Origin of the sequence: Pseudomonas abietaniphila (genome assembly GCF_039697315.1) — a bacterium.
GTDB classification, from domain to species: domain Bacteria; phylum Pseudomonadota; class Gammaproteobacteria; order Pseudomonadales; family Pseudomonadaceae; genus Aquipseudomonas; species Aquipseudomonas abietaniphila_B.
Genome location: NZ_CP155619.1, coordinates 1,066,299 through 1,084,617, shown reverse-complemented (window position 1 = coordinate 1,084,617; position 18,319 = coordinate 1,066,299). Strand labels below are relative to the sequence as shown.

Sequence of the window (18,319 nt, the reverse complement as noted above, 5' to 3'; positions counted from 1 at the left end):
TTCTTCTTTTCGAGAGGGACTATGCGCAGCTTAGCGCGGTCTCCTCTTCAGAGTCGGCCAGATTCAGCGAGTTCGCGGGTTTTGTGCAAGCTGTTCAGCAACGGTTTGGGCGGCGTTGGACGGCGCGCGAAGCTGCGCGTCCATCTGCTCGATACCGGCCTGCATCTGGCTGTGGCACAGCTCGATCAATCGCGGAATGTCATCGCTGGTCAGGCCGGTCGTGGAGAGGGCCGGAAGGGCGCGAATCATCACGCGGCCGCTGTCCCAGGCGTTCAATTGCATGTCGCGCACGTAGGTGCTGACGCACACCGGGACAATGGGCACGCCCGCGTCGATGGCCATCTGAAAGGCGCCGCGTTTGAAGGGTAGAAGCCCCTTGCCTTTGTTGCGCGTGCCTTCCGGGAAGACCCAGATCGAGGTGTCCTTGTGCTGCAGGGTTTCAGTGGTCTGGCGAATGGACAGGCGCGCCCGCAGAGGGTTGCCACGGTCAATCAGCACATTGCCCGCGAGCCAGAACAACTGACCGAAAAAAGGGACCCACTTCAGGCTCTTCTTACCGATGCAGACGGTCCGCGGCGGGACAATGTTGCCGAGAATGAACAGGTCGTAGTTGGATTGGTGGTTGCAGACAATCACGCAGGGGCGAGTGCGGTCGAACTGCGCGCCCATGTCGGCTTTGAGGCGCAGACGCAGAATCCACATCGCCGGCAACGCATACAGGCGGGCGCACAGACGGCTGTTGTCGGGGTTGAACGGACGGCAGATGCCCAACAACAAACCCAACACCCCAGCAACGATGAAGTGCAGACCCATCAGCAACATACGCAGAACAAACAGCATGCAGACCACTCTGGAAACAAAAGGTGGCGCAGTGTACGGATGTGCACTTAATTCGGCAAATGGCAGACAGACAGATGGTGTTCGGCGAATTTAACGGAATGTTTCAGAGTGGAATGTCATTTGGGTTCGTCCTGACGGCCTAACCAAACCATCAGCGTCACCCCAATGAGTACCTGATCGTTCCCACGCTCCGCGTGGTAATGCAGGGATAGACGCTTTGCGTCGAGCTACGTCCTTCAGGCAGAAACACGGAGGTTGCTGCCCAGAACACTGCTGACCGACTCAGCAAAAAACCTGTGGGAGTCAGCTTGCTGACGAATCGGTCGGTCAGCCGTGAAGATGTCGACTGACCCACCGCTTGCTCATGAAGCCGCCCTGCAGCAAGTACCCTTCAAAACTGATGCTGTCGATCCAGCTCGATGGCCTTGTCCAGCGTCTCGAGGAAGTGCTTGCGCACTTTGAGCTTGGTCTGCTTGTGGGCCTTCATGTTGATCTTTTTCAACTGCAAGGCCACGGTACGGGCGGCGTCGGTGAGTTCTTCGGGTGCGACGACCTTGTCGAGGAAACCTGCTTGTAGTGCGCCTTTGGGGTCGAACATCTCGCCGTTGATTACCGAGCGGCCGAAGGCACTCGTGTTCAGGCGATCTCGGGCCAGTTCGATCCCGGCGTTGTGCATGGTCATGCCGATCTGCACTTCGTTCAGGCCAATGCTGAACGGGCCTTCGACGCCGATGCGGTAATCGGCTGACAGCAGCAGGAAGGCGCCTTTTGCCACGGCATGGCCGGTGCAGGCCACCACGATGGGGAAGGGGTGCGAGAGCATGCGACGCGCCAGGGTCGAACCGGCGGCCACCAGATCCATGGCCGCCTGCGGGCTTGACGTCATGATTTTCAGGTCGTAGCCGCCGGACAGGATGCCCGGGCCACTGGTGATGATCACGACCGCGCGATCCTTTTCTGCCTGGTCCAGCGCCGCGTTGAAAGCAGCGATCACCTCGTTGCTGATGGCATTGACCTTGCCGTTGCTCAGGGTCAGCGTTGCGACGCCGTCGTCCAGCTGATACGCGACCAAATCACTCATGGGACGAGTCCTTATTGTTTTGAAGTGGCGCAGACGTTACCCACCCCAACGGGCGAGGTAAAGCGTAAAGGGTGACCGATGAGTCAGGGAATCGGGCCGCGTGAGGGGCAGTGAAGGGCGCGGCCCGAGGGAGGGAGAAGCGGGTTATACCTCGACAGCGTTCAGGGCGCAGTATTCTTCCCAATCCATGTCCAGAGCCTCAGCGGCTTCCTTATGGACAGCGATCCGCAGTGCCTTCACTTCTTCGTCTGGTTTGTCGCTGAAGTTCAGGGCCAACTCCCAGGTTTCAATGTTCAAGGCTTCGGCTTCGTCCTCGAAGGCCCAGCGGATCTGGTCTTGTTGATCTTTCTGGCTAAGGCCTGATATCTCTTCCTGCAGAGCCGGGTTGGTCACGATGTAATTCGGCAGGGCAGCTTCGATCCATTCTTCTTTATTCATGTGAGGTAGATCTCCTGTGGGTCGAGCTGACATTTTCTATGGTAGGGATGTAGACGTGAGGCCCGATTGTGCGGGATGTCCGCAGCGCATGCCAGCCGCACGCGGGCCGTTTGTCGGTGCTGCAAATGAAAAGGGCCCACCTGTGGTGAGCCCTTATCGATAGCGCAGGTTGACTCAACCGATGGCCATCGGCTTTTTCACGTTGCGGTGAGCATTGTCACCCAGCAGCGGATGCGGCTGGTGGTCGCCGTAGACGCCCACTGGCTCCGGGAACGTGCGCAGCAGCGTGATGTAAAGCAATGCCGCCAGCCCCAGGGTGATCGGCAGGCTGATGTCGATACCGCCTGCGAGGTTGCCCAGCGGACCGACGAATTGCCCTGGCAGGTTGACGAAGCACAGCCCCACGGCGGCGCTCGGGATCCACGCGCCCAGACCGCGCCAGTTCCAGCCCTTTTCGAACCAGTAGTGACCGCCGCTCTGACCGCGCGTGAACACCTGCAAATCGGCCGGATGGTAGAAACCACGACGAATGATCAGGCCCAGCACCATGATCACGATCCAGGGCGAGGTGCAGGTGACGATCAACACCGCGAAAGTCGACACGCTTTGCACCAGATTGAAGGCGAAACGGCCGACGAAGATGAAGGCGATGGCGGCGATGCCGATCAGAATCGTCGCCTGGGCGCGATTGAGCAGACGCGGGAACATGCTCGACATATCCAGACCCGTGCCATAGAGCGAGGTGGTGCCGGTGGACATGCCGCCGATGATTGCGATCAGGCACACCGGCAAGAAGAACCAGCTCGGCGACACGGCCAGCAGGCCGCCGACGTAGTTGTTGTCGGTGATGTACTGCGGTGCTTGAGTGGCGACAATGGTGGCGGTGCAAAGGCCGAACAGGAACGGGATCAGGGTGCAGATCTGCGCCAGGAACACGGAGGCCATGATGCGTTTTTTGGGCGTGTGGCGCGGGATGTAGCGCGACCAGTCACCGAGGAAAGCACCGAACGAAACCGGGTTACTCATGGCCAGCAGGGCCGCGCCGATGAACGCTGCCCAGAAGCCCTCGCTGCCTTGATTGACGGTGCCTGCAAAGCCCGCGTCGAAGCTGCCGCTGAAGGCGACGATGCCGAGCAGGAACAGCAGGCTGGAGGCGAATACCGCAATCTTGTTGACCCACAACATGAAGCGAAAGCCATAGATGCACACCACCAGTACCAGCACCGCGAACACACCGTAAGCGACGGCCAGCGTCAGGTCGTTCTCCGGCAGCCCGGCCATGCGCTTGGCACCGCCGATCAACGCATCGCCCGAACTCCATACGGACAGCGAGAAAAACGCCACTGCGGTCAGCAACGACAGAAACGAGCCGACGATCCGGCCATGCACGCCGAAATGCGCCCCTGAAGACACCGCGTTATTGGTGCCGTTGAGTGCGCCGAACAGCCCCATCGGCGCAAGGATGACGGAGCCCAGCACGATGCCCAGAATGATCGACCAGACGCCCGCCTGGAACGACAGGCCGAACAGCACCGGGAAGCTGCCGAGCACGGCAGTAGCAAAGGTGTTGGCCCCGCCGAAGGTCAGGCGAAACAGGTCGATGGGGGACGCATCGCGTTGATCGTCTGGAATCTGTTCGACCCCAAATGTTTCGATACGGGTAGTGGATTGAGACATGACGTATTCCTGCGCGCTGTCGTGTTGTTATTAGGCTGGCACGAGTGCTGGCCCGTATTGTCGGCCGATGGGTATCCGGCCGTGGCATTGGCAGTGGTCGACAAACCGACCGTAAGAGCGGGTGAAACGTTGTGCTTGTTGTGATTGAACGCTGAGGCGGCGCGCTCTACCGGCGCGCTCGCCCGATCGCCGTGCCGGTTAATCCGGTTGCGTCGACAAGTGCTCGTGACAAGCCAGCCATCGAGTGCCGTCATGGCGGAAGACAATGGTTTCCCGCTCGTGGAAGTGGCTCTCTTCGGTGCCGAACCGAACATGGGTGGCGACGTCATGGAAGAACACCGCCACGTCGCCCTGCAGGCTGATCGTGACATTGCTCGACCGGCAGTCGATCACTGCAAATCCATCGGCTTGCCAGCCGTTCCACACCTCTCGGTAGGCAGCGCGGGAGAGCAGCGGAGTGGGGAGCGTATAGAACAGGAAGGTGGCGTCTTCGCTGAAGGCGGCGAAGTAGGCGTCGGTGTCGTTGCTGGCGAATGCAGCGATCAGCGCATCGGCGGCTTGCTGAACGTGTTCTTTGCGGTGCGCGGTGGAGGTCATGGCCGTCTCGTTGTTGTGGTTCTGGCGATGGGGCATGACTTTAAGCAGCTCTCAGATTCGGTAACATCTTTCCCGATAAATATTCAGTTCAGAAAAACCAGAAGTAAGCACCGCTTTATGAGTGCTCTTTTAGTTAGCGCCCGAGTGGAACAGATTGCCCTTTACCGGTTGCCGAACCTTGCCGCCGGACGGGTCGAAACACGCGCTGTCGTACACCGGCGCCACACACGTCGACGGCACACCAGGAGGCGGTGGCCGAATGGCCTGCATGTGGTCGGAGATTTCTTTTTCGTTGGTGATGATGATCTTCCTGCGGCGGCTTACTTGCAGGATTTCAGTGGCGTTCTTGTTTACCCGATGCGGGAAGTCAGGTTCCTCCCAGTCACTGGAGAGACGCGAGGGAGCAGGGCGCAGCGGTAAGGCATCGCCCACGTAGGTAGGGCAGGGCGTTGAAGCAAAGCTGACCCTGCCATCGTGCGTCATGCACTTGAACACTTCCGCAGTAGCGACGTCACACACGCCCAGCGCGAGCAGGGCGAGTGTGCCTGCAAACAGTTTCATTGAAAGAACCCTCCCTGTATGGCGCAAGGCTACCATCTGCGGGAGGGTGCTGTCAGTGGTGCGGTGGTGCCTTCAATGCGTTTCGTGATTCGCTTTCTGCACTCTGGCCAACGCCAGCGCAACGAACATGTCAGCATCTCCCTGCAGAACCCGTAAATGGTCCTCGACATGATCGCCGTTTTTCTGCACCTCTCTGGAGTCGACCAACCGGGTGACTTCGCACAACGCATTGGCGGTGACCCACAGGCTTTGACGGAGCTGCCCAATGATTTTCACCACACTTTCCGTGCTGTCGTGTTCATCGTCACCGAACCCGTTATGCCCCGCTGGCAAGTTGGGCAAAACCGGCACCTCCATTCGATTGTGCGAATCGATGCCAGTCACCACGCGACTGATGTCGACGCCTGCCGCGGCGATACGGAAGAGATAGTCGGCTCTGGGCAGACGCTGTCCGCTTTCGTAATGACCTTGAGCGTTGGCTTCTACACCCCCGATGGCGCCCAGGGCACTTTGCGTCAGCTTCAAGCGTTTCCTTTCCTGTTTCAGGCGTTTGCCAATACCGTTCATCAACCTACTCCTGCGAGATCCACGCCCTGGTTTTCGTTCTAATAGGGCGCGCAATGGGGGCCGGAATACGGGCTGGGTAATCTTGTAGAGCTAGCCTCGTACTAACTTGTTACTCCCAAAGTGGAAAGCAACGGATAAACATTAGCTGGTCAATTGACAGTACGGCGTGCTTTCCGATGTTCTGCGGGTGAATGAGTGTGCGGACGGAGGGATTACCCCAAAAATACACCGTATCGGATGGGTGGTTCATCCGGACGGATGGGGGAAAAGCGTGGACCCACACAAATGGTGGGGGCAAAACGGCGTTCACGCGAGAGGGTCTTTCACCTCGTTTGGATCAGTGCGGGCGGTGGGCAAGGGCTCAATCACCAAAAAAGAAAAACCCCTGGATTCTCGAGGAATCTCAGGGGTTTCTTTTACATCGAATGTGGCGGTGAAGGAGAGATTCGAACTCTCGATACAGTTTCCTGTATACACACTTTCCAGGCGTGCTCCTTAAGCCACTCGGACACTTCACCGTATCTCTTCAGACGTTCAGTCTGTCGAGGCGCGCTAATGTAGTCGAAAGTTCTCTCGAAGGCAAAACTTTTTTTCAGAATTTTCATGCGGTTAAGCAAAAAGCACGAAGCCCCGGCTTCTTTATGAAGCGCGGGGCGGGGTGGGAGAGCTCGGGCGTCTGGATCAGGCGCCGAAGCCGCCGTCGATGGTCAGGCTGGCACCGGTGACGTAGCCCGCTTCGGGGCCTGCGAGGTAGGCAACCATTGCAGCGATTTCTTCGGCTTTACCGTAGCGAGGGACGGCCATCAGGCTCATCAGCGATTCGGCGAAATCACTGTCTGCCGGGTTCATGTCGGTGTCCACCGGGCCGGGTTGTACGTTGTTGACGGTGATGCCGCGAGGGCCGAGGTCCCGTGCCAGGCCTTTGGTCAGGCCGACCAGTGCCGATTTGCTCATGGCATAGACGCCGCCGCCGGCGAAGGGCATGCGGTCAGCATTGGTGCTGCCGATGTTGATGATGCGACCGCCTTCTTTCATATGGCGGGCCGCTTCCTGGCTGGCGATGAAGACGCTGCGCACGTTGATGGCCAGAGTCCGGTCGAAATCTTCCAGTGTGAACTCGTCCAGCGGCGCGACCGCCAATACGCCTGCGTTGTTGACCAGTATGTCGAGGCCTTCGAAGGCTTCCACGGTTTTGGCCACGGCGCCGCGAATGTCTTGCTCATTCGCGCTGTCGGCCTTGATCGCCAGGGCTTTGCCGCCAGCAGAGGTGATGTGATCCTGCAGGGCGCGCGCCTTGTCTTCGGAGCTGACGAAGGTGAAGGCCACTGCGGCGCCTTGCTCGGCCAGACGTTTGACGATGGCGGCGCCGATACCGCGAGATCCGCCTTGGACCAGTACGATTTTGCCGATGAGGTTGGTTGGGTGAGTCATGTCGATCTCCTGTAACCGTTGATCAGTGAGTGGATGGGTTCAGTATCTGGTGTGGATTAGGTTCTCGGTAGCCGGTAATCGCTATAGTCTGTGTAAACCAGAAGTTGTGAATGATCGAGATGGAAAACTTCAGCAGCATTGAGTGTTTCGTGCGCAGCGCGGAGGTCGGCAGCTTCGCTGAAGCGGCCCGGCGTCTGAGCCTGACCCCGGCGGCGGTGGGCAAAAGCGTCGCGAAGCTTGAAGGGCGGCTCGGCGTGCGGCTGTTCCAGCGTAGTACGCGTCGGCTGACGCTGACGGAAGCCGGGCAACGATTTCTTGAAGAGGTCCGCGCAAGCTTCAATACCATCCAGAATGCCGTCGCCAATCTGGCGAGCGCCGAAGGCAGTCCGGCCGGCACGCTGAAGGTCAGCGTGGGAACGATATTCGGCTGTCTATACGTGGTGCCGTTGCTGGGCGAGTTTTTGCGTCGTTATCCGGCGATCACGCCTGACTGGCATTTCGATAACCGGCAGGTGGACTTGATCGGGCAGGGCTTTGACGCCGCGATTGGCGGCGGTTTCGATCTGCCGCAAGGTGTCGTTGCCCGCAAGCTGGCGCCGGCCCATCGCGTCTTGGTGGCGTCTGCGCAGTGGCTGTCGACGCATCCGCGGCTCGAGCATCCTGACGATTTGAGTGAGTGCGAAGGCATCCTGATTCGTTCGCCGCAGACGGGCAGAATCCGTGCCTGGCCGCTCACTCACCGCAGCCAGGAACAAAGCCCGTTGCGCTTGAAGGCGCGCATGACCATGAGCGATTCCGAAGCGGCGTGCCGGGCGGCGACCCAAGGCTTGGGTGTCGCGCTGGTGAGCATGCCGTTTGCCCTGCCTTATTTACGCAGCGGCGCGTTGCAGCGGGTGTTGCCGGATTGGTATGTCGAGGATGGCACCATCTCGATCTATTACAGTGAACACAAAATGCTGCCTGGGAAGACCCGGGCGTTTGTCGATTTCATCATCGAGCAGTTTGCCGAACAGCAGCTGGCCAGACATTTCAGTGCCGTGTGAAGAGAGCGATTTCATGGATATCCACCGTAAGGCTGCGCTGGTCATCATCGACATGCAGCAAGGCATCAACCACCCCAAGCTGGGACGCCGCAACAACCCTGATGCGGAGCGGCAGATGCTGTCGCTGCTTGAGGCGTGGCGCCGAACCGACCGGACGGTGATTCACGTCCGGCATTTTTCCCGCGAACCGGATTCGGTGTTCTGGCCCAAGCAGTCGGGGGTCGAATTCCAGCCTGCGTTTCTGCCGAGGGACGGGGAAGGGGAGCTGCACAAACAGGTGCCGGATGCGTTCTGTCATTCGGCACTGGAAGGCTGGTTGCGCGCGGACGGGATCAATCAGGTGGTGATCGTTGGTGTGGTGACCCACAATTCCGTGGAGTCCACGGCGCGCACCGGCGGCAATCTGGGGTTTGAGGTGATCGTGCCCCACGACGCCTGCTACACCTTTGACGGTGCGGATTTTTTTGGTCATCCGCGTACCGCCGAAGAGATCCACGGGATGTCGCTGGCGAACCTGCACGGCGAATACGCGCAGGTGGTGGCGACTGAGACCATTTTGTCGGACCTGAATTAACGCCGCAAACGCTATACCTGTGAGAACGCGTGGTCTGGGCTGCATTCGTCAGCAAGCTAACTCCCACAGGTCAGGCGTTCAGATCATGATGCGCGGTGGTCGATTACAACCTGAACCGCGCCATCTGAGCCGCCAGATGTTCGGCCTTTTCCGACAACCGCTGGCAGTCTTCGCGGCAGGCTTTGACATCGCTGGCGGTGGACTGCGCGAGGTCGGCGATGCCTTGCACGTTACGGTTGATCTCTTCGGTCACGGTGCTTTGTTCTTCTGTGGCGGCGGCGACCTGGTGGTTGCGGTCGGTCAGCTCTTCGACGTGCCCGGCAATCGCATCCAGCGAGTTGCCCGTCCGGCGACTGGCTTCCACGCCGGTGCCTGTCGCCGCTTGCCCGGCGCGCATGGAGGTGACAGCTTGGTCGGCGCCACTCTTCAATTCCCCCATCATCTGCTGGATTTCCGACGTTGCGCTCTGTGTGCGGCCCGCAAGGGTGCGCACTTCATCGGCGACCACGGCGAACCCGCGGCCCATCTCGCCCGCGCGCGCAGCTTCAATGGCTGCGTTGAGCGCCAGCAGGTTGGTTTGCTCGGAGATGCTGCGAATCACGCTGAGCACCTGATCGATGGTGGAGATCTGCGTCGCCAGGTTTTCCACGGCACCGGCTGCGGTGCCGACGCCGTCGGACATGCTCTGGATGTGACCGATGGACTCGCCGACCACCTTCTTCGCCGACACCGCTTCCTGATGGGTATTACGCGACACGTCGGCAGCGGCGCCCGCGTTACGGGCAATTTCCTGCACGGTCAGGCCCATCTCGTGGACCGCTGTGGCGACCATGTCGGTCATCTGTTGTTGCTTGAGCGCACGGCTTGACGTGCTGTCGACCACACGCGCCACGTCCACCACGCTGTGGCGCAATTGCTCGCTGGTTTTCAGCACGTCGCCGATCAACAGACGCAGGCTTTCAATGAACCGGTTGAAGCCCCGCGCCAGGTCGCCCAGCTCGTTCGCACGGCTGTCATCAAGGCGTCGGGTGAGATCGCCCTGGCCGCCACCGATGTCGACCAGCGCATTCGTCACCTGTTGAATCGGCCGCACGATGCCTCGGGCGATCCAGGCGACAAAGCCCAGGAAACACAGCACCACGGCGAGGCTGATCGCCGAAATGGTGGTCAAGGCGTCCTTGGCCGGGCCATAGACTTCCGCCAGCGGAACCTCGCTCACCAGCGTCCAGCCCAGCGATGCAACGGGTTTGGCGACCGCCACGTAGGCCTGACCCTGGCGTTCGAATTCCAGCGCCTGTCCGTCGCCGGTCTGACTCAACAGCGCCCGCGCGGCGGAATCGCCCACCAGTTGCGTCAACGTTTCACGGTCATTGAAGTCTGCATTCGGGTGCACTTTGACCTTACCGTCCGCGCTGACCAGATACACCTGGCCTTCCTTGCCGAAATGGAAATCGCGAACCATCTGCGACAGCGCACTCATGCTGAAGCCCAGGCCCGCCACGCCCACTACTGCGCCGTTGTGCTCGATACGCTGGTTAATAAACAGCGTCGGCACCTTGGTCGTGGCATCGATGTCGATGTCCAGCGAGCGTTGCTTGTTGCTGTCGAGAAACCCGTAGAACCAGGTGTTCTCGGCGGGGCCGCGTTGCAGCGTGCGGTCCGCCCCTTTATTGGTGATGTAGTGACCGCTGTCCTTGGCGACGATGAACGTGGTCAGCGCGTTGTGCTGGTCCTTGATTTTCGCCAGGTAACGAATGAAAGAGGGTTGCTGCGCGGCGTCTTCGCCTGTGCCCAGCCAGTCCGACACCAGCGTGTTGTCGGCGATGTCGCTGGCGGCGGTCAGCGGGGCGGCCAGCAGACGTTCAAGGTCGTTACGGATTGCCTCGACACTGGCCGGCATCGCTTGCTGGAGCAGGTAACGGTCGGTCAATTTATTCAGTGCGAAGGCGTAAATCGCAATGACGATCAGGCTGCTGATCACCAGCGCAGCGCCCATGCTCAGTGTCAGTTGCCACTGAATACTTTTTCGCCAGACAGGCATAGAAAACTCCGCAAATACAAGCGCACAACCACGATGGAACAGTGCCGGTAGCTCGCCTGGAGCAATAACCGGGCCACGAATCTGATCGAGTGGTCAGCTTGTATAGCGCCGACACGCTTGAGAGCCTTATAGATGAAGGGCATCGACCATTGGGCGGATTGTTTCAAAGCTGTTGCAGATTTTGGTTGTGTACAAAGTATGAGTATTTTTGTATCGATTATTCTCAGGGGGGCGCACCCATCTGGCAAAAGGCCGGAAACACTGCACCCGAAGTTGCCATTTGGCTGACGCGGGACCGGACACCGTCGTTGCTCACACAACTGTAAACAACTGCCCATAAAAGCTTCACTTGCGATTGATATAAGCCTCTGCAGCGATAAAAACGCCTTGGCCATCGAGCAGAGCAACTTATGGATGTGAGCGTTCCGGGTAACCGTAAGAAAATCCTCATCACCGGGGCTGCGGGGTTTATCGGTTTTCATACCGCCAGACGGCTGTGCAGGGACGGCCACGACGTGGTCGGCATCGATAACCTCAACGGTTACTACAGCGTCGAACTCAAGCAAGCTCGACTGGCCCTGCTCAAGGCGCTGCCCAATTTCGAGTTCAGGCTGCTCGATCTGGGCGACAAGCCCGCGATGCTGGCGTTGTTTGCCGAACAGCGCTTCGACCACGTCGTTCACCTCGCCGCTCAGGCCGGCGTGCGCTATTCCATCGACAGCCCGGACACCTACGCGCAAAGCAACCTGGTGGGTTTTCTCAATGTGCTGGAAGCTTGCCGCGCCCATGTGCCGACGCATCTGATCTATGCCTCAAGCAGCTCGGTGTACGGGTTGAACGATCATCTGCCGTATGCAACGACGGACTCGGTCGAGCGGCCGATGTCGTTCTATGCCGCCACCAAACGCGCCAACGAGCTCATGGCCCATTCGTACGCTCACCTCTATGGCATTCCCACGACCGGCCTTCGTTTTTTTACCGTGTATGGCCCGTGGGGCCGACCGGACATGGCGCTGTTCAAATTCACGGACGCCATTCTTAAACGACGCACCCTCGACATCTATAACGATGGCGCCATGTCTCGCGACTTCACTTATATCGACGACATCGTCGAGGGCCTCGTGCGCCTGATCCCGCTGCCGCCGACCTGCGAAGACGGCGCGCCGAACAAGGTCTACAACATCGGATTTGGCTCCCCCGTGAAGCTGCTGGACTTCGTCGAGTGCCTCGAAGACACCCTTGGCATCCGCGCCATCAAGCATTTCATGCCACTGCAGCCGGGCGACGTCCTGAACACCTGGGCCGACACCCGTGAGCTCGAAGCGCGAACGGGTTTCCGGCCTCAGGTCACGGTGTCGACCGGTGTGCCGTCCTTCGTGGACTGGTACTGCAGCTACTACCGCGTTTAACCCTTCATTTTCCCAGCCTTGTGACAGGAACTTCATGTCCGAAACTCCTTATGTATCGGTGCTCATTCCGGCAAAAAATGAAGCCGGCAACCTCATTCCGTTGCTGGAAGAAGTCCGCGCCGCGCTGGCCAACGAGACCTTTGAAGTCATCGTGGTGGACGACGGCAGCACCGACGCCACCGCTGCCGAATTACGAAGCTTGCAGGCCAGTGGATACCCTCAGTTACGGGTGCTGAGTCATGCGCGTTCGCTGGGCCAAAGCACCTCGATTCACCACGCTGCCGAGGCGGCGCGCGGGCACTGGCTGGCGACGCTGGACGGTGATGGTCAGAACGACCCTGCCGACCTGCCAAAGATGCTGGATCTGGTCCGGGGATCGGAAGGTAAACCCGGGGGCGTGAAGCTGGTGGCGGGCCATCGGGTCAACCGTCAGGACACTGCGAGCAAACGCTGGGCGTCGCGCTTCGCCAACAGGCTGCGCAGCAACCTGCTTAAAGACCAGACGCCCGACACTGGCTGCGGCATCAAGCTGATCGAGCGCGAAGCGTTTCTGCGCTTGCCGTACTTCGATCACATGCACCGTTTCATCCCTGCGCTGATCCGTCGTCACAACGGCCGAATGCTGGTGCAACCGGTCAATCACCGCGAGCGCGGATCGGGGGTGTCGAATTACGGCAACCTGGACCGGGCCCTTGTGGGCATCCTCGATCTGTTCGGCGTGTGGTGGCTGATAAGGCGCACCCGTCTGGACGTCACCGCACAAGAAACCGAGGTCTGAGATGGGCAGAGAATCGTTATGGCTGGCCGTCGGTTTCGTCGGCCAGCTGGCGTTCACCGGGCGGTTTGTCCTGCAATGGCTGTACAGCGAATACAAGAAACGCAGCATGATCCCGGTCGGGTTCTGGTACTTGAGCATCATCGGCAGTGCCTTGCTGCTGGCGTACGCGATTTACCGTGCAGACCCGGTGTTCATCGTCGGGCAGTCCTTCGGGTTCATCGTCTACCTGCGCAATCTGCAACTGATTGCCAAACATGGCGACCAGCAATCTCCCGAACCGGACAAGGGAAACTGACCGTGCGGATACGATTGGCCTCTTCGCGGTTGGAGTTTTGGGCATGTGTGGGGTTAGCGGTGGTGCTGCTGGGCGCCGGTCTTGGCTGGCGCCAACCGCTCAACGTCGACGAAGAGCGCTTTCTGGGCGTCGCGCTGGAAATGCTGCAGAACGGTTCCTGGTTCATTCCGCACCGTGCGGGTGAGATTTACGCCGACAAACCGCCGCTGTTCATGTGGGCGGTGGCGCTGTGCGTGCAACTGACCCACCTGCCCAAAGTCGCGTTGTATCTGCCGGCGCTGCTGGCGGGCGCGGTGTCCACCGGTTGCCTGTATGACCTGGGCCGGCGCCTGTGGGGACGGCGTATCGGCGTGATCACGGCGCTGCTGTTCCTCACGACCTACCAGACGTACAGCATCTTGCAGACCGGACAGATCGACGGCTTTCTCGCGCTGTGGATGATGCTCGGGATCTACGGCATGTGCCGGCACTTGCTGCTGGGACCGGCATGGGGCTGGTTTTACATCGCCTGCGCGGCCATGGGCCTGGGGATCATCAGCAAGGGTGTGGGCTTTTTGCCGGCGTTGATGTTGATCCCTTATGCCTATGGGGTGCGCAAAGGCTGGCACGGGGTGGTGCCAATGCCGGGCAAGGCCAAAGCCTGGTGGTTGGGGTTGCTGGTGGCGTTGGCGGCGATTGCCATATGGCTGCTGCCGTTGATCGTGATCGTGTCGCAGGGCAGCGCCGACAGCCTGGCGTACGCTCAGGAAATCCTGCTGAAGCAGACGGCTGGCCGCTACGCCAATGCTTGGGACCACCGCGAGCCGTTCTGGTATTTCTTCGTCCAGGTCATCCCCAAATACTGGATACCGATCATCTTCATGCTGCCTTGGCTGGTGCCCGCCTGGCGCAAGCAGTTGCTCAAGCACGATGGTCGGGTCCTGGTGTTGCTCGGCTGGGTGGTGATGGTGCTGGTGTTCTTCAGCCTGAGCACCGGCAAGCGCAAGATCTACGTTTTTCCTGCGGTGCCTGCGCTGGTGCTGGCGGTCGCGCCGTTGATTCCCTGGATGCTGCGTCGCTGGTTCAACCGCAGGCCTTGGGGCCGAACGGTGTTTGTCACGCTCACGGCAGTGTGGTTGTGCGCCTGGTTCGTGCGCGGTTTCGTCGAGCCTCGTCAGGAAGGCATCAATCCTCACGAAACCATGATGCGGGACGTGGCGCAATTGACCGGGAATGCGGAGGTGGTGCTGGTGGGTTGGCGTGAAGGGCACTGGCTGTTCGCGCAGCAGCCCGTCGTGCACTTTGGCTTCATGGACAAAAACCCGCTGGAGCATTCGGTCGTCTGGTTGCGCAGCCACCCACAGGCCTACGCCCTCGTGCCCGCAGGCGCTATGGCGCGCTGCTACGACCCGGCGAAGGCCCGCAGTGTGGGCGACACGTCGCGGGCCGAGTGGTATCTGGTCGGGGCGGATGCAGACAACGGCACTTGCCAGGCTCCGCCGCCGGAGAAGGTGTATGCGTTTGAATGGGCTCGGCAGCGGGTGAGTGGTGTGGCTGCGCGTTGACGGGTGAAGAGCAGTCGGATGTTTGTTCTGTGAACGCCGCAGTACCTTAGCCTGCGGTCTTCACCAAGGCGTTAGCGATTTTGGAGTTGTCATGGGATAGGGCTAGGGACCCGGCTTGCGCTCGAACGGCTTGCAGATCCGGTCCAACTCGTCCCATGGACAATGCCCGGTATGGGCTTGAACGCATCCCGGTAAGTGGCTGAAGCCTTCGGCCCGGTCAGTCTCGGCTTGCTCCGCCCCACAGATTCTGCACAGCATGGTCTGCCTGGATATTCTCCAGTGGGCGTTCCACGCGATAAGTTCTTCGTTCGTGGTCACATTGCACCTGCAGAAGCAAACGGGTTGCGGATTTTCAGCCACTGTTGAACGTCCATGCATATCGACTTAGTGGCCTTCGGTCTTGAACAGCGGAAAGGTGAGGGTGAACTGGCTGCCTTTTCCCACGCCTTCACTACTGACGCGAACGCTACCCCCATGCGCCTCGACGAGTTCGCGAACCACAGTCAAGCCGATTCCCAGTCCGGACCCATTGAAGCCAATGGCCTGCGCATCCTGAAAATAGGCATCGAAAATGACCGGAAGGGCCTGGGCAGAGATACCGATGCCGTTATCCGATATGACGACGTGCATGACGTCAGCCTCGACAGAAACCTCTAACCTGATGCAGCCATCGCAGGGCGTGTATTTCGCGGCGTTGGTGATCACGTTCGTAAATATCTGAGCGATCCGGATCGGGTCGCCGTCGACCATGAGTGAGGTTTTCGGGATATCGGTCTCGACCTGCAGATGCTTGACTGACGTCAGCGTGGCACAGGCCTCCACTGCACGGTTGAGGATAAGCAGGATATCGACGGGAGAACGATTGAGTCGCAGCTTGCCAGTGCTCAAACGTGATACGTCCAGCAAGTCTTCAACCATGCGTGCGAGATGCCGCACCTGGCCTTCGATCAAAGTGCACATCTCGGGAATCTTCTCAGCGGGCATGCTCGGTATGCGCTCGGCCAGCATGCTGATGGGCGTCAGCGGATTGCGCATCTCATGGGCGACGCTCGCCAGCGCATTTTTTTGTTCAAGCAGCGCATGCTCGGCATGAGCCTGAAGCTTCTGAGCATGGAGTGCGGAAACGATCAGGTTTTCATTGGCCTCACGCATTGCGTGATACAGCTCGGAGAGCTCGGCGGGATTCGGTGTCGGAGGTTGCTCTCGCGCCGAGAGTGCAGCCACCACCAATTGTTCATTGGCTTCTACCAGAAGCTGCATCTGGAGCGCGCTGGCGGCAGAGGCTTTGGCTACCGCCAGTTCCCGCTGCAGGAATTCCAGATGCTCAAGCGCCCTGTCCTTATGCGGGGCATGCGAGGATTGCCCGAGAGTCTCTTGAGAACGCTCGGTCTTATCCCCGTCATTGTGCTCACTCACAAGTGTGGCTCATGAGATGTCTTCTGAGGAGCGAATGTCGCCTGCGCCGTGCTGCGTGGGTCGTCCCCCCAGCAATCCTTCCTGGTTATAAAGCCGATCGCCGATCTGCAGACCGTTATCGTCGATGCGGTACAGCCGAAGTTCGTCGGAATGGGCACTGGCGCGTACTTTCACCACGGCCATGATGCGTTGCAGCCGGCTGTCTACCTCGATGTACCGCTGGACGATGATCGCGTCCGTCAAGAACGCCGTGCCATACGGGCTGAATCGCAAATCCGTGTAGCGATCCTCGAGTTCGGAGGTCATCAATACCGTCACGCCGGTGCTGGTCAGGGCGCCGACCATGCGTGACAGTGACTCGCGAAAGTCTTCGCGAAAAGCAGGTGCCACGGCGAGCTCAAACCCTGACAGGGAATCGATGACTACCCGAGAGGCCTTCAGTCTCTGGATTTCACTCAGCAACTGCTGAACGATTTCATCGATAGACAGGTCGGGAACTCGTCTGTCGACAATCCCGACTTTGCCACTGATGATCAGCTCCACCAGCTTGGGATTTCGAAGGTGGTTGGAGCGCTGTTCGAAGACCGCCATGACCCCTGTCTCACCGTTGCGTGCGCCTTCTTCCAGGAAGGCGGCAGCCAACAGGCTCTTGCCCGAACCTGACGGGCCTGCAATGAGCAGGGAATACCCTTTGGGCAGGCCCCCTCCAAGCATTTCGTCCAGGCGAGGGATACCCATCTTCAAGCGTGGGTGCGCGCTTACGTGCAACTGCTCGGAGGACGCCTGCACCGCGACAGGCGCAGGCGGATAAACGGTTACGCCGGAGTTTCCGATGCGAAAGGTATGCAGCCCCGGCAGCGTGGGCTGTCCGCGCATCTTCATGATCTCCATTTTGCGCACCATGGAGTTGCGCTGCACGCTCTGACGGAGCCAGATCAGCCCGTCCGCAACCGTGAAAATAGGGTTGCTGTCCAGTTCGTTGAAGTACTCGCCCAGCAGAAAGGTCGTCGCATGCCAGGTGGTCATCAACATCCCCAGTTGCTGAACGAACTGAGGCAGGTTGTTGTTCGGGTTGCATTCCGTTTCACTGGCAAGCACGACAGATCGGAAAGAGTCGACGAACACCAGTGCCGGCGCGTGCGTTTCTACCTCGCTCACGATACGGCGAAGCACCTCGTCCAGGTCCCCGGCAAGGGTATCGTCGGCAAGGTTGACGTACCGAATCGAACGGTTAACCGCGTCCTCGTCGAAAAAGCTGAACTGCTGCTGGTAGCGGAGCATCTTCAGTGGAGGCTCACCGAGCACCGTGAAGAAAATCGCAGGGCGCTCAGGTGTGGCGAGCGCGAACATCATTTGATGAGCCAGGGTTGTCTTGCCGCAGCCCGGCGGGCCTGCAATCAGGTTGAATGAAAACTCCGGCAAACCTCCACCCAGAATTTCGTCGAAACCCGGTACGCCTGTGGCCAGACGATTGATTGTGACTTTGGTACTCATCGTGAAGTGTCCTGCGGAGGTGTGCCGCTTAAAGAATTTCCCCACACGTCAAGCAGCAGTCGTGTAGCGAGGGATCGTCCGATCAGAGTGGCAAGCAGCTCGAAGAACGTTTTCAGCAATTGCTCACTAAAGAAAACGGCCTCGTCCTTCTGTAGCTTGATCAGCGTCGATCTAAGCTCCCTCAGATCCATGGCATCGACCAGCGTCTTGAAAACTTCCGCGAATTGCGGGTGCGTTGAGGTACAAAGCAGCAGATTCCTGCGGTGCAGCGCAGCAACGCCTTTGGGCCCGATAATGGGCGTCAAGGCGGCATTTATATCCGCAAACATTGTGGTGATCGCGTCGGCGATCCTGGAAATGTCCGCGATGCCGTCAACCCGGTGCGCCAGAGCCACCGCGATTCTTTGGCCTGCTTCGCTTTCAGCAAACATGGGGGTAATTTCTGATAGATGTTTATGCATACTACACGTTCTGACGGGGCGGCAGATGAGTAAAACGTGCGTGAATAAACGACGTCGTTTTTGGACGTCGCG

At 59.5% G+C, this 18,319-nt stretch carries 18 protein-coding genes, 1 tRNA gene and 1 pseudogene; 6 read left to right on the top strand and 14 right to left on the bottom strand.

All coding sequences use genetic code 11. The annotated features are described in order from the left end of the window. Positions 1-63: 63 nt before the first annotated feature. The 9 genes from ABDX87_RS04760 to ABDX87_RS04720 all read right to left on the bottom strand — a co-directional run bounded on the left by ABDX87_RS04760 (position 64) and on the right by ABDX87_RS04720 (position 7,192). Positions 64-840 carry a lysophospholipid acyltransferase family protein gene (locus ABDX87_RS04760; RefSeq protein ID WP_346831844.1) on the bottom strand — a complete coding sequence of 259 codons (777 nt, stop codon included), beginning with the start codon at positions 838-840 and terminating at the stop codon, positions 64-66. A 391-nt stretch (positions 841-1,231) separates the two neighbouring features. Next, positions 1,232-1,921 (bottom strand): crotonase/enoyl-CoA hydratase family protein, encoded by a 690-nt coding sequence (locus ABDX87_RS04755; protein WP_346831843.1) that lies wholly within the window; start codon positions 1,919-1,921, stop codon positions 1,232-1,234. Positions 1,922-2,065: 144 nt separating this feature from the next. Beyond that, complete coding sequence (locus ABDX87_RS04750) at positions 2,066-2,359, bottom strand: DUF6388 family protein (RefSeq protein WP_346831842.1); 294 nt, start codon at positions 2,357-2,359, stop codon at positions 2,066-2,068. 174 nt (positions 2,360-2,533) lie between these two features. After that, positions 2,534-4,036, bottom strand: coding sequence for a purine-cytosine permease family protein (locus ABDX87_RS04745; protein WP_346831841.1), 1,503 nt, complete (start codon positions 4,034-4,036; stop codon positions 2,534-2,536). Positions 4,037-4,234: 198 nt separating this feature from the next. Beyond that, entirely contained in the window at positions 4,235-4,633 is a 399-nt protein-coding gene (locus ABDX87_RS04740) for a YybH family protein (RefSeq protein WP_346831840.1), read from the bottom strand. Between the two features lie 129 nt (positions 4,634-4,762). Continuing rightward, positions 4,763-5,194: a DUF4124 domain-containing protein gene (locus ABDX87_RS04735; RefSeq protein WP_346831839.1), complete on the bottom strand. Its 432-nt coding sequence runs from the start codon at positions 5,192-5,194 to the stop codon at positions 4,763-4,765. A 72-nt stretch (positions 5,195-5,266) separates the two neighbouring features. Then, positions 5,267-5,761 carry a helix-turn-helix domain-containing protein gene (locus ABDX87_RS04730; protein WP_346831838.1) on the bottom strand — a complete coding sequence of 165 codons (495 nt, stop codon included), beginning with the start codon at positions 5,759-5,761 and terminating at the stop codon, positions 5,267-5,269. Between the two features lie 428 nt (positions 5,762-6,189). Beyond that, positions 6,190-6,279, bottom strand: a tRNA-Ser gene (locus ABDX87_RS04725). A gap of 163 nt (positions 6,280-6,442) precedes the next feature. Beyond that, positions 6,443-7,192, bottom strand: coding sequence for a 3-oxoacyl-ACP reductase family protein (locus tag ABDX87_RS04720; RefSeq protein WP_346831837.1), 750 nt, complete (start codon positions 7,190-7,192; stop codon positions 6,443-6,445). Positions 7,193-7,311: 119 nt separating this feature from the next. Here ABDX87_RS04720 and ABDX87_RS04715 point away from each other — a divergent pair, with 119 nt between their 5' ends. Beyond that, the gene (locus ABDX87_RS04715) at positions 7,312-8,235 is read left to right on the top strand and encodes a LysR family transcriptional regulator (RefSeq protein WP_346833703.1); all 924 of its coding nucleotides are present in this window, start codon (positions 7,312-7,314) and stop codon (positions 8,233-8,235) included. 13 nt (positions 8,236-8,248) lie between these two features. Beyond that, positions 8,249-8,809 (top strand): cysteine hydrolase family protein, encoded by a 561-nt coding sequence (locus tag ABDX87_RS04710; protein WP_346831836.1) that lies wholly within the window; start codon positions 8,249-8,251, stop codon positions 8,807-8,809. A gap of 103 nt (positions 8,810-8,912) precedes the next feature. Here ABDX87_RS04710 and ABDX87_RS29115 read toward each other — a convergent pair whose 3' ends face one another. After that, positions 8,913-9,617 carry a methyl-accepting chemotaxis protein gene (locus ABDX87_RS29115; RefSeq protein ID WP_431061309.1) on the bottom strand — a complete coding sequence of 235 codons (705 nt, stop codon included), beginning with the start codon at positions 9,615-9,617 and terminating at the stop codon, positions 8,913-8,915. A 201-nt stretch (positions 9,618-9,818) separates the two neighbouring features. Then, a pseudogene (locus tag ABDX87_RS29110) lies at positions 9,819-10,709 on the bottom strand (cache domain-containing protein); the annotation flags it as partial. 551 nt (positions 10,710-11,260) lie between these two features. On the opposite strand from ABDX87_RS29110, the gene ABDX87_RS04700 reads away from it, so the two are divergent. From ABDX87_RS04700 to ABDX87_RS04685, 4 genes are read left to right on the top strand one after another with little or no spacing between them, the layout of a single operon-like run. Next, positions 11,261-12,259: an NAD-dependent epimerase/dehydratase family protein gene (locus ABDX87_RS04700; protein WP_346831834.1), complete on the top strand. Its 999-nt coding sequence runs from the start codon at positions 11,261-11,263 to the stop codon at positions 12,257-12,259. A 34-nt stretch (positions 12,260-12,293) separates the two neighbouring features. Beyond that, the gene (locus ABDX87_RS04695) at positions 12,294-13,037 is read left to right on the top strand and encodes a glycosyltransferase family 2 protein (RefSeq protein ID WP_346831833.1); all 744 of its coding nucleotides are present in this window, start codon (positions 12,294-12,296) and stop codon (positions 13,035-13,037) included. Position 13,038: 1 nt separating this feature from the next. After that, the gene (locus ABDX87_RS04690; protein ID WP_346831832.1) at positions 13,039-13,332 is read left to right on the top strand and encodes a lipid-A-disaccharide synthase N-terminal domain-containing protein; all 294 of its coding nucleotides are present in this window, start codon (positions 13,039-13,041) and stop codon (positions 13,330-13,332) included. Between the two features lie 2 nt (positions 13,333-13,334). Then, on the top strand, positions 13,335-14,876 hold the full coding sequence (locus ABDX87_RS04685; RefSeq protein WP_431061209.1) for an ArnT family glycosyltransferase: 1,542 nt from the start codon (positions 13,335-13,337) through the stop codon (positions 14,874-14,876). A gap of 384 nt (positions 14,877-15,260) precedes the next feature. Here the strand turns inward: ABDX87_RS04685 and ABDX87_RS04680 are convergent, their stop codons facing one another. Genes ABDX87_RS04680 through ABDX87_RS04670 form a run of 3 tightly spaced genes read right to left on the bottom strand, consistent with a single transcriptional unit; the run spans position 15,261 to position 18,217 of the window. Next, complete coding sequence (locus tag ABDX87_RS04680) at positions 15,261-16,292, bottom strand: sensor histidine kinase (RefSeq protein WP_346831830.1); 1,032 nt, start codon at positions 16,290-16,292, stop codon at positions 15,261-15,263. 9 nt (positions 16,293-16,301) lie between these two features. Beyond that, positions 16,302-17,786, bottom strand: coding sequence for an ATPase domain-containing protein (locus ABDX87_RS04675; protein WP_346831829.1), 1,485 nt, complete (start codon positions 17,784-17,786; stop codon positions 16,302-16,304). Next, positions 17,783-18,217 (bottom strand): hypothetical protein, encoded by a 435-nt coding sequence (locus ABDX87_RS04670; RefSeq protein ID WP_346831828.1) that lies wholly within the window; start codon positions 18,215-18,217, stop codon positions 17,783-17,785. Before ABDX87_RS04670 ends, ABDX87_RS04675 begins: the two co-directional genes overlap by 4 nt. Positions 18,218-18,319: the final 102 nt, after the last annotated feature.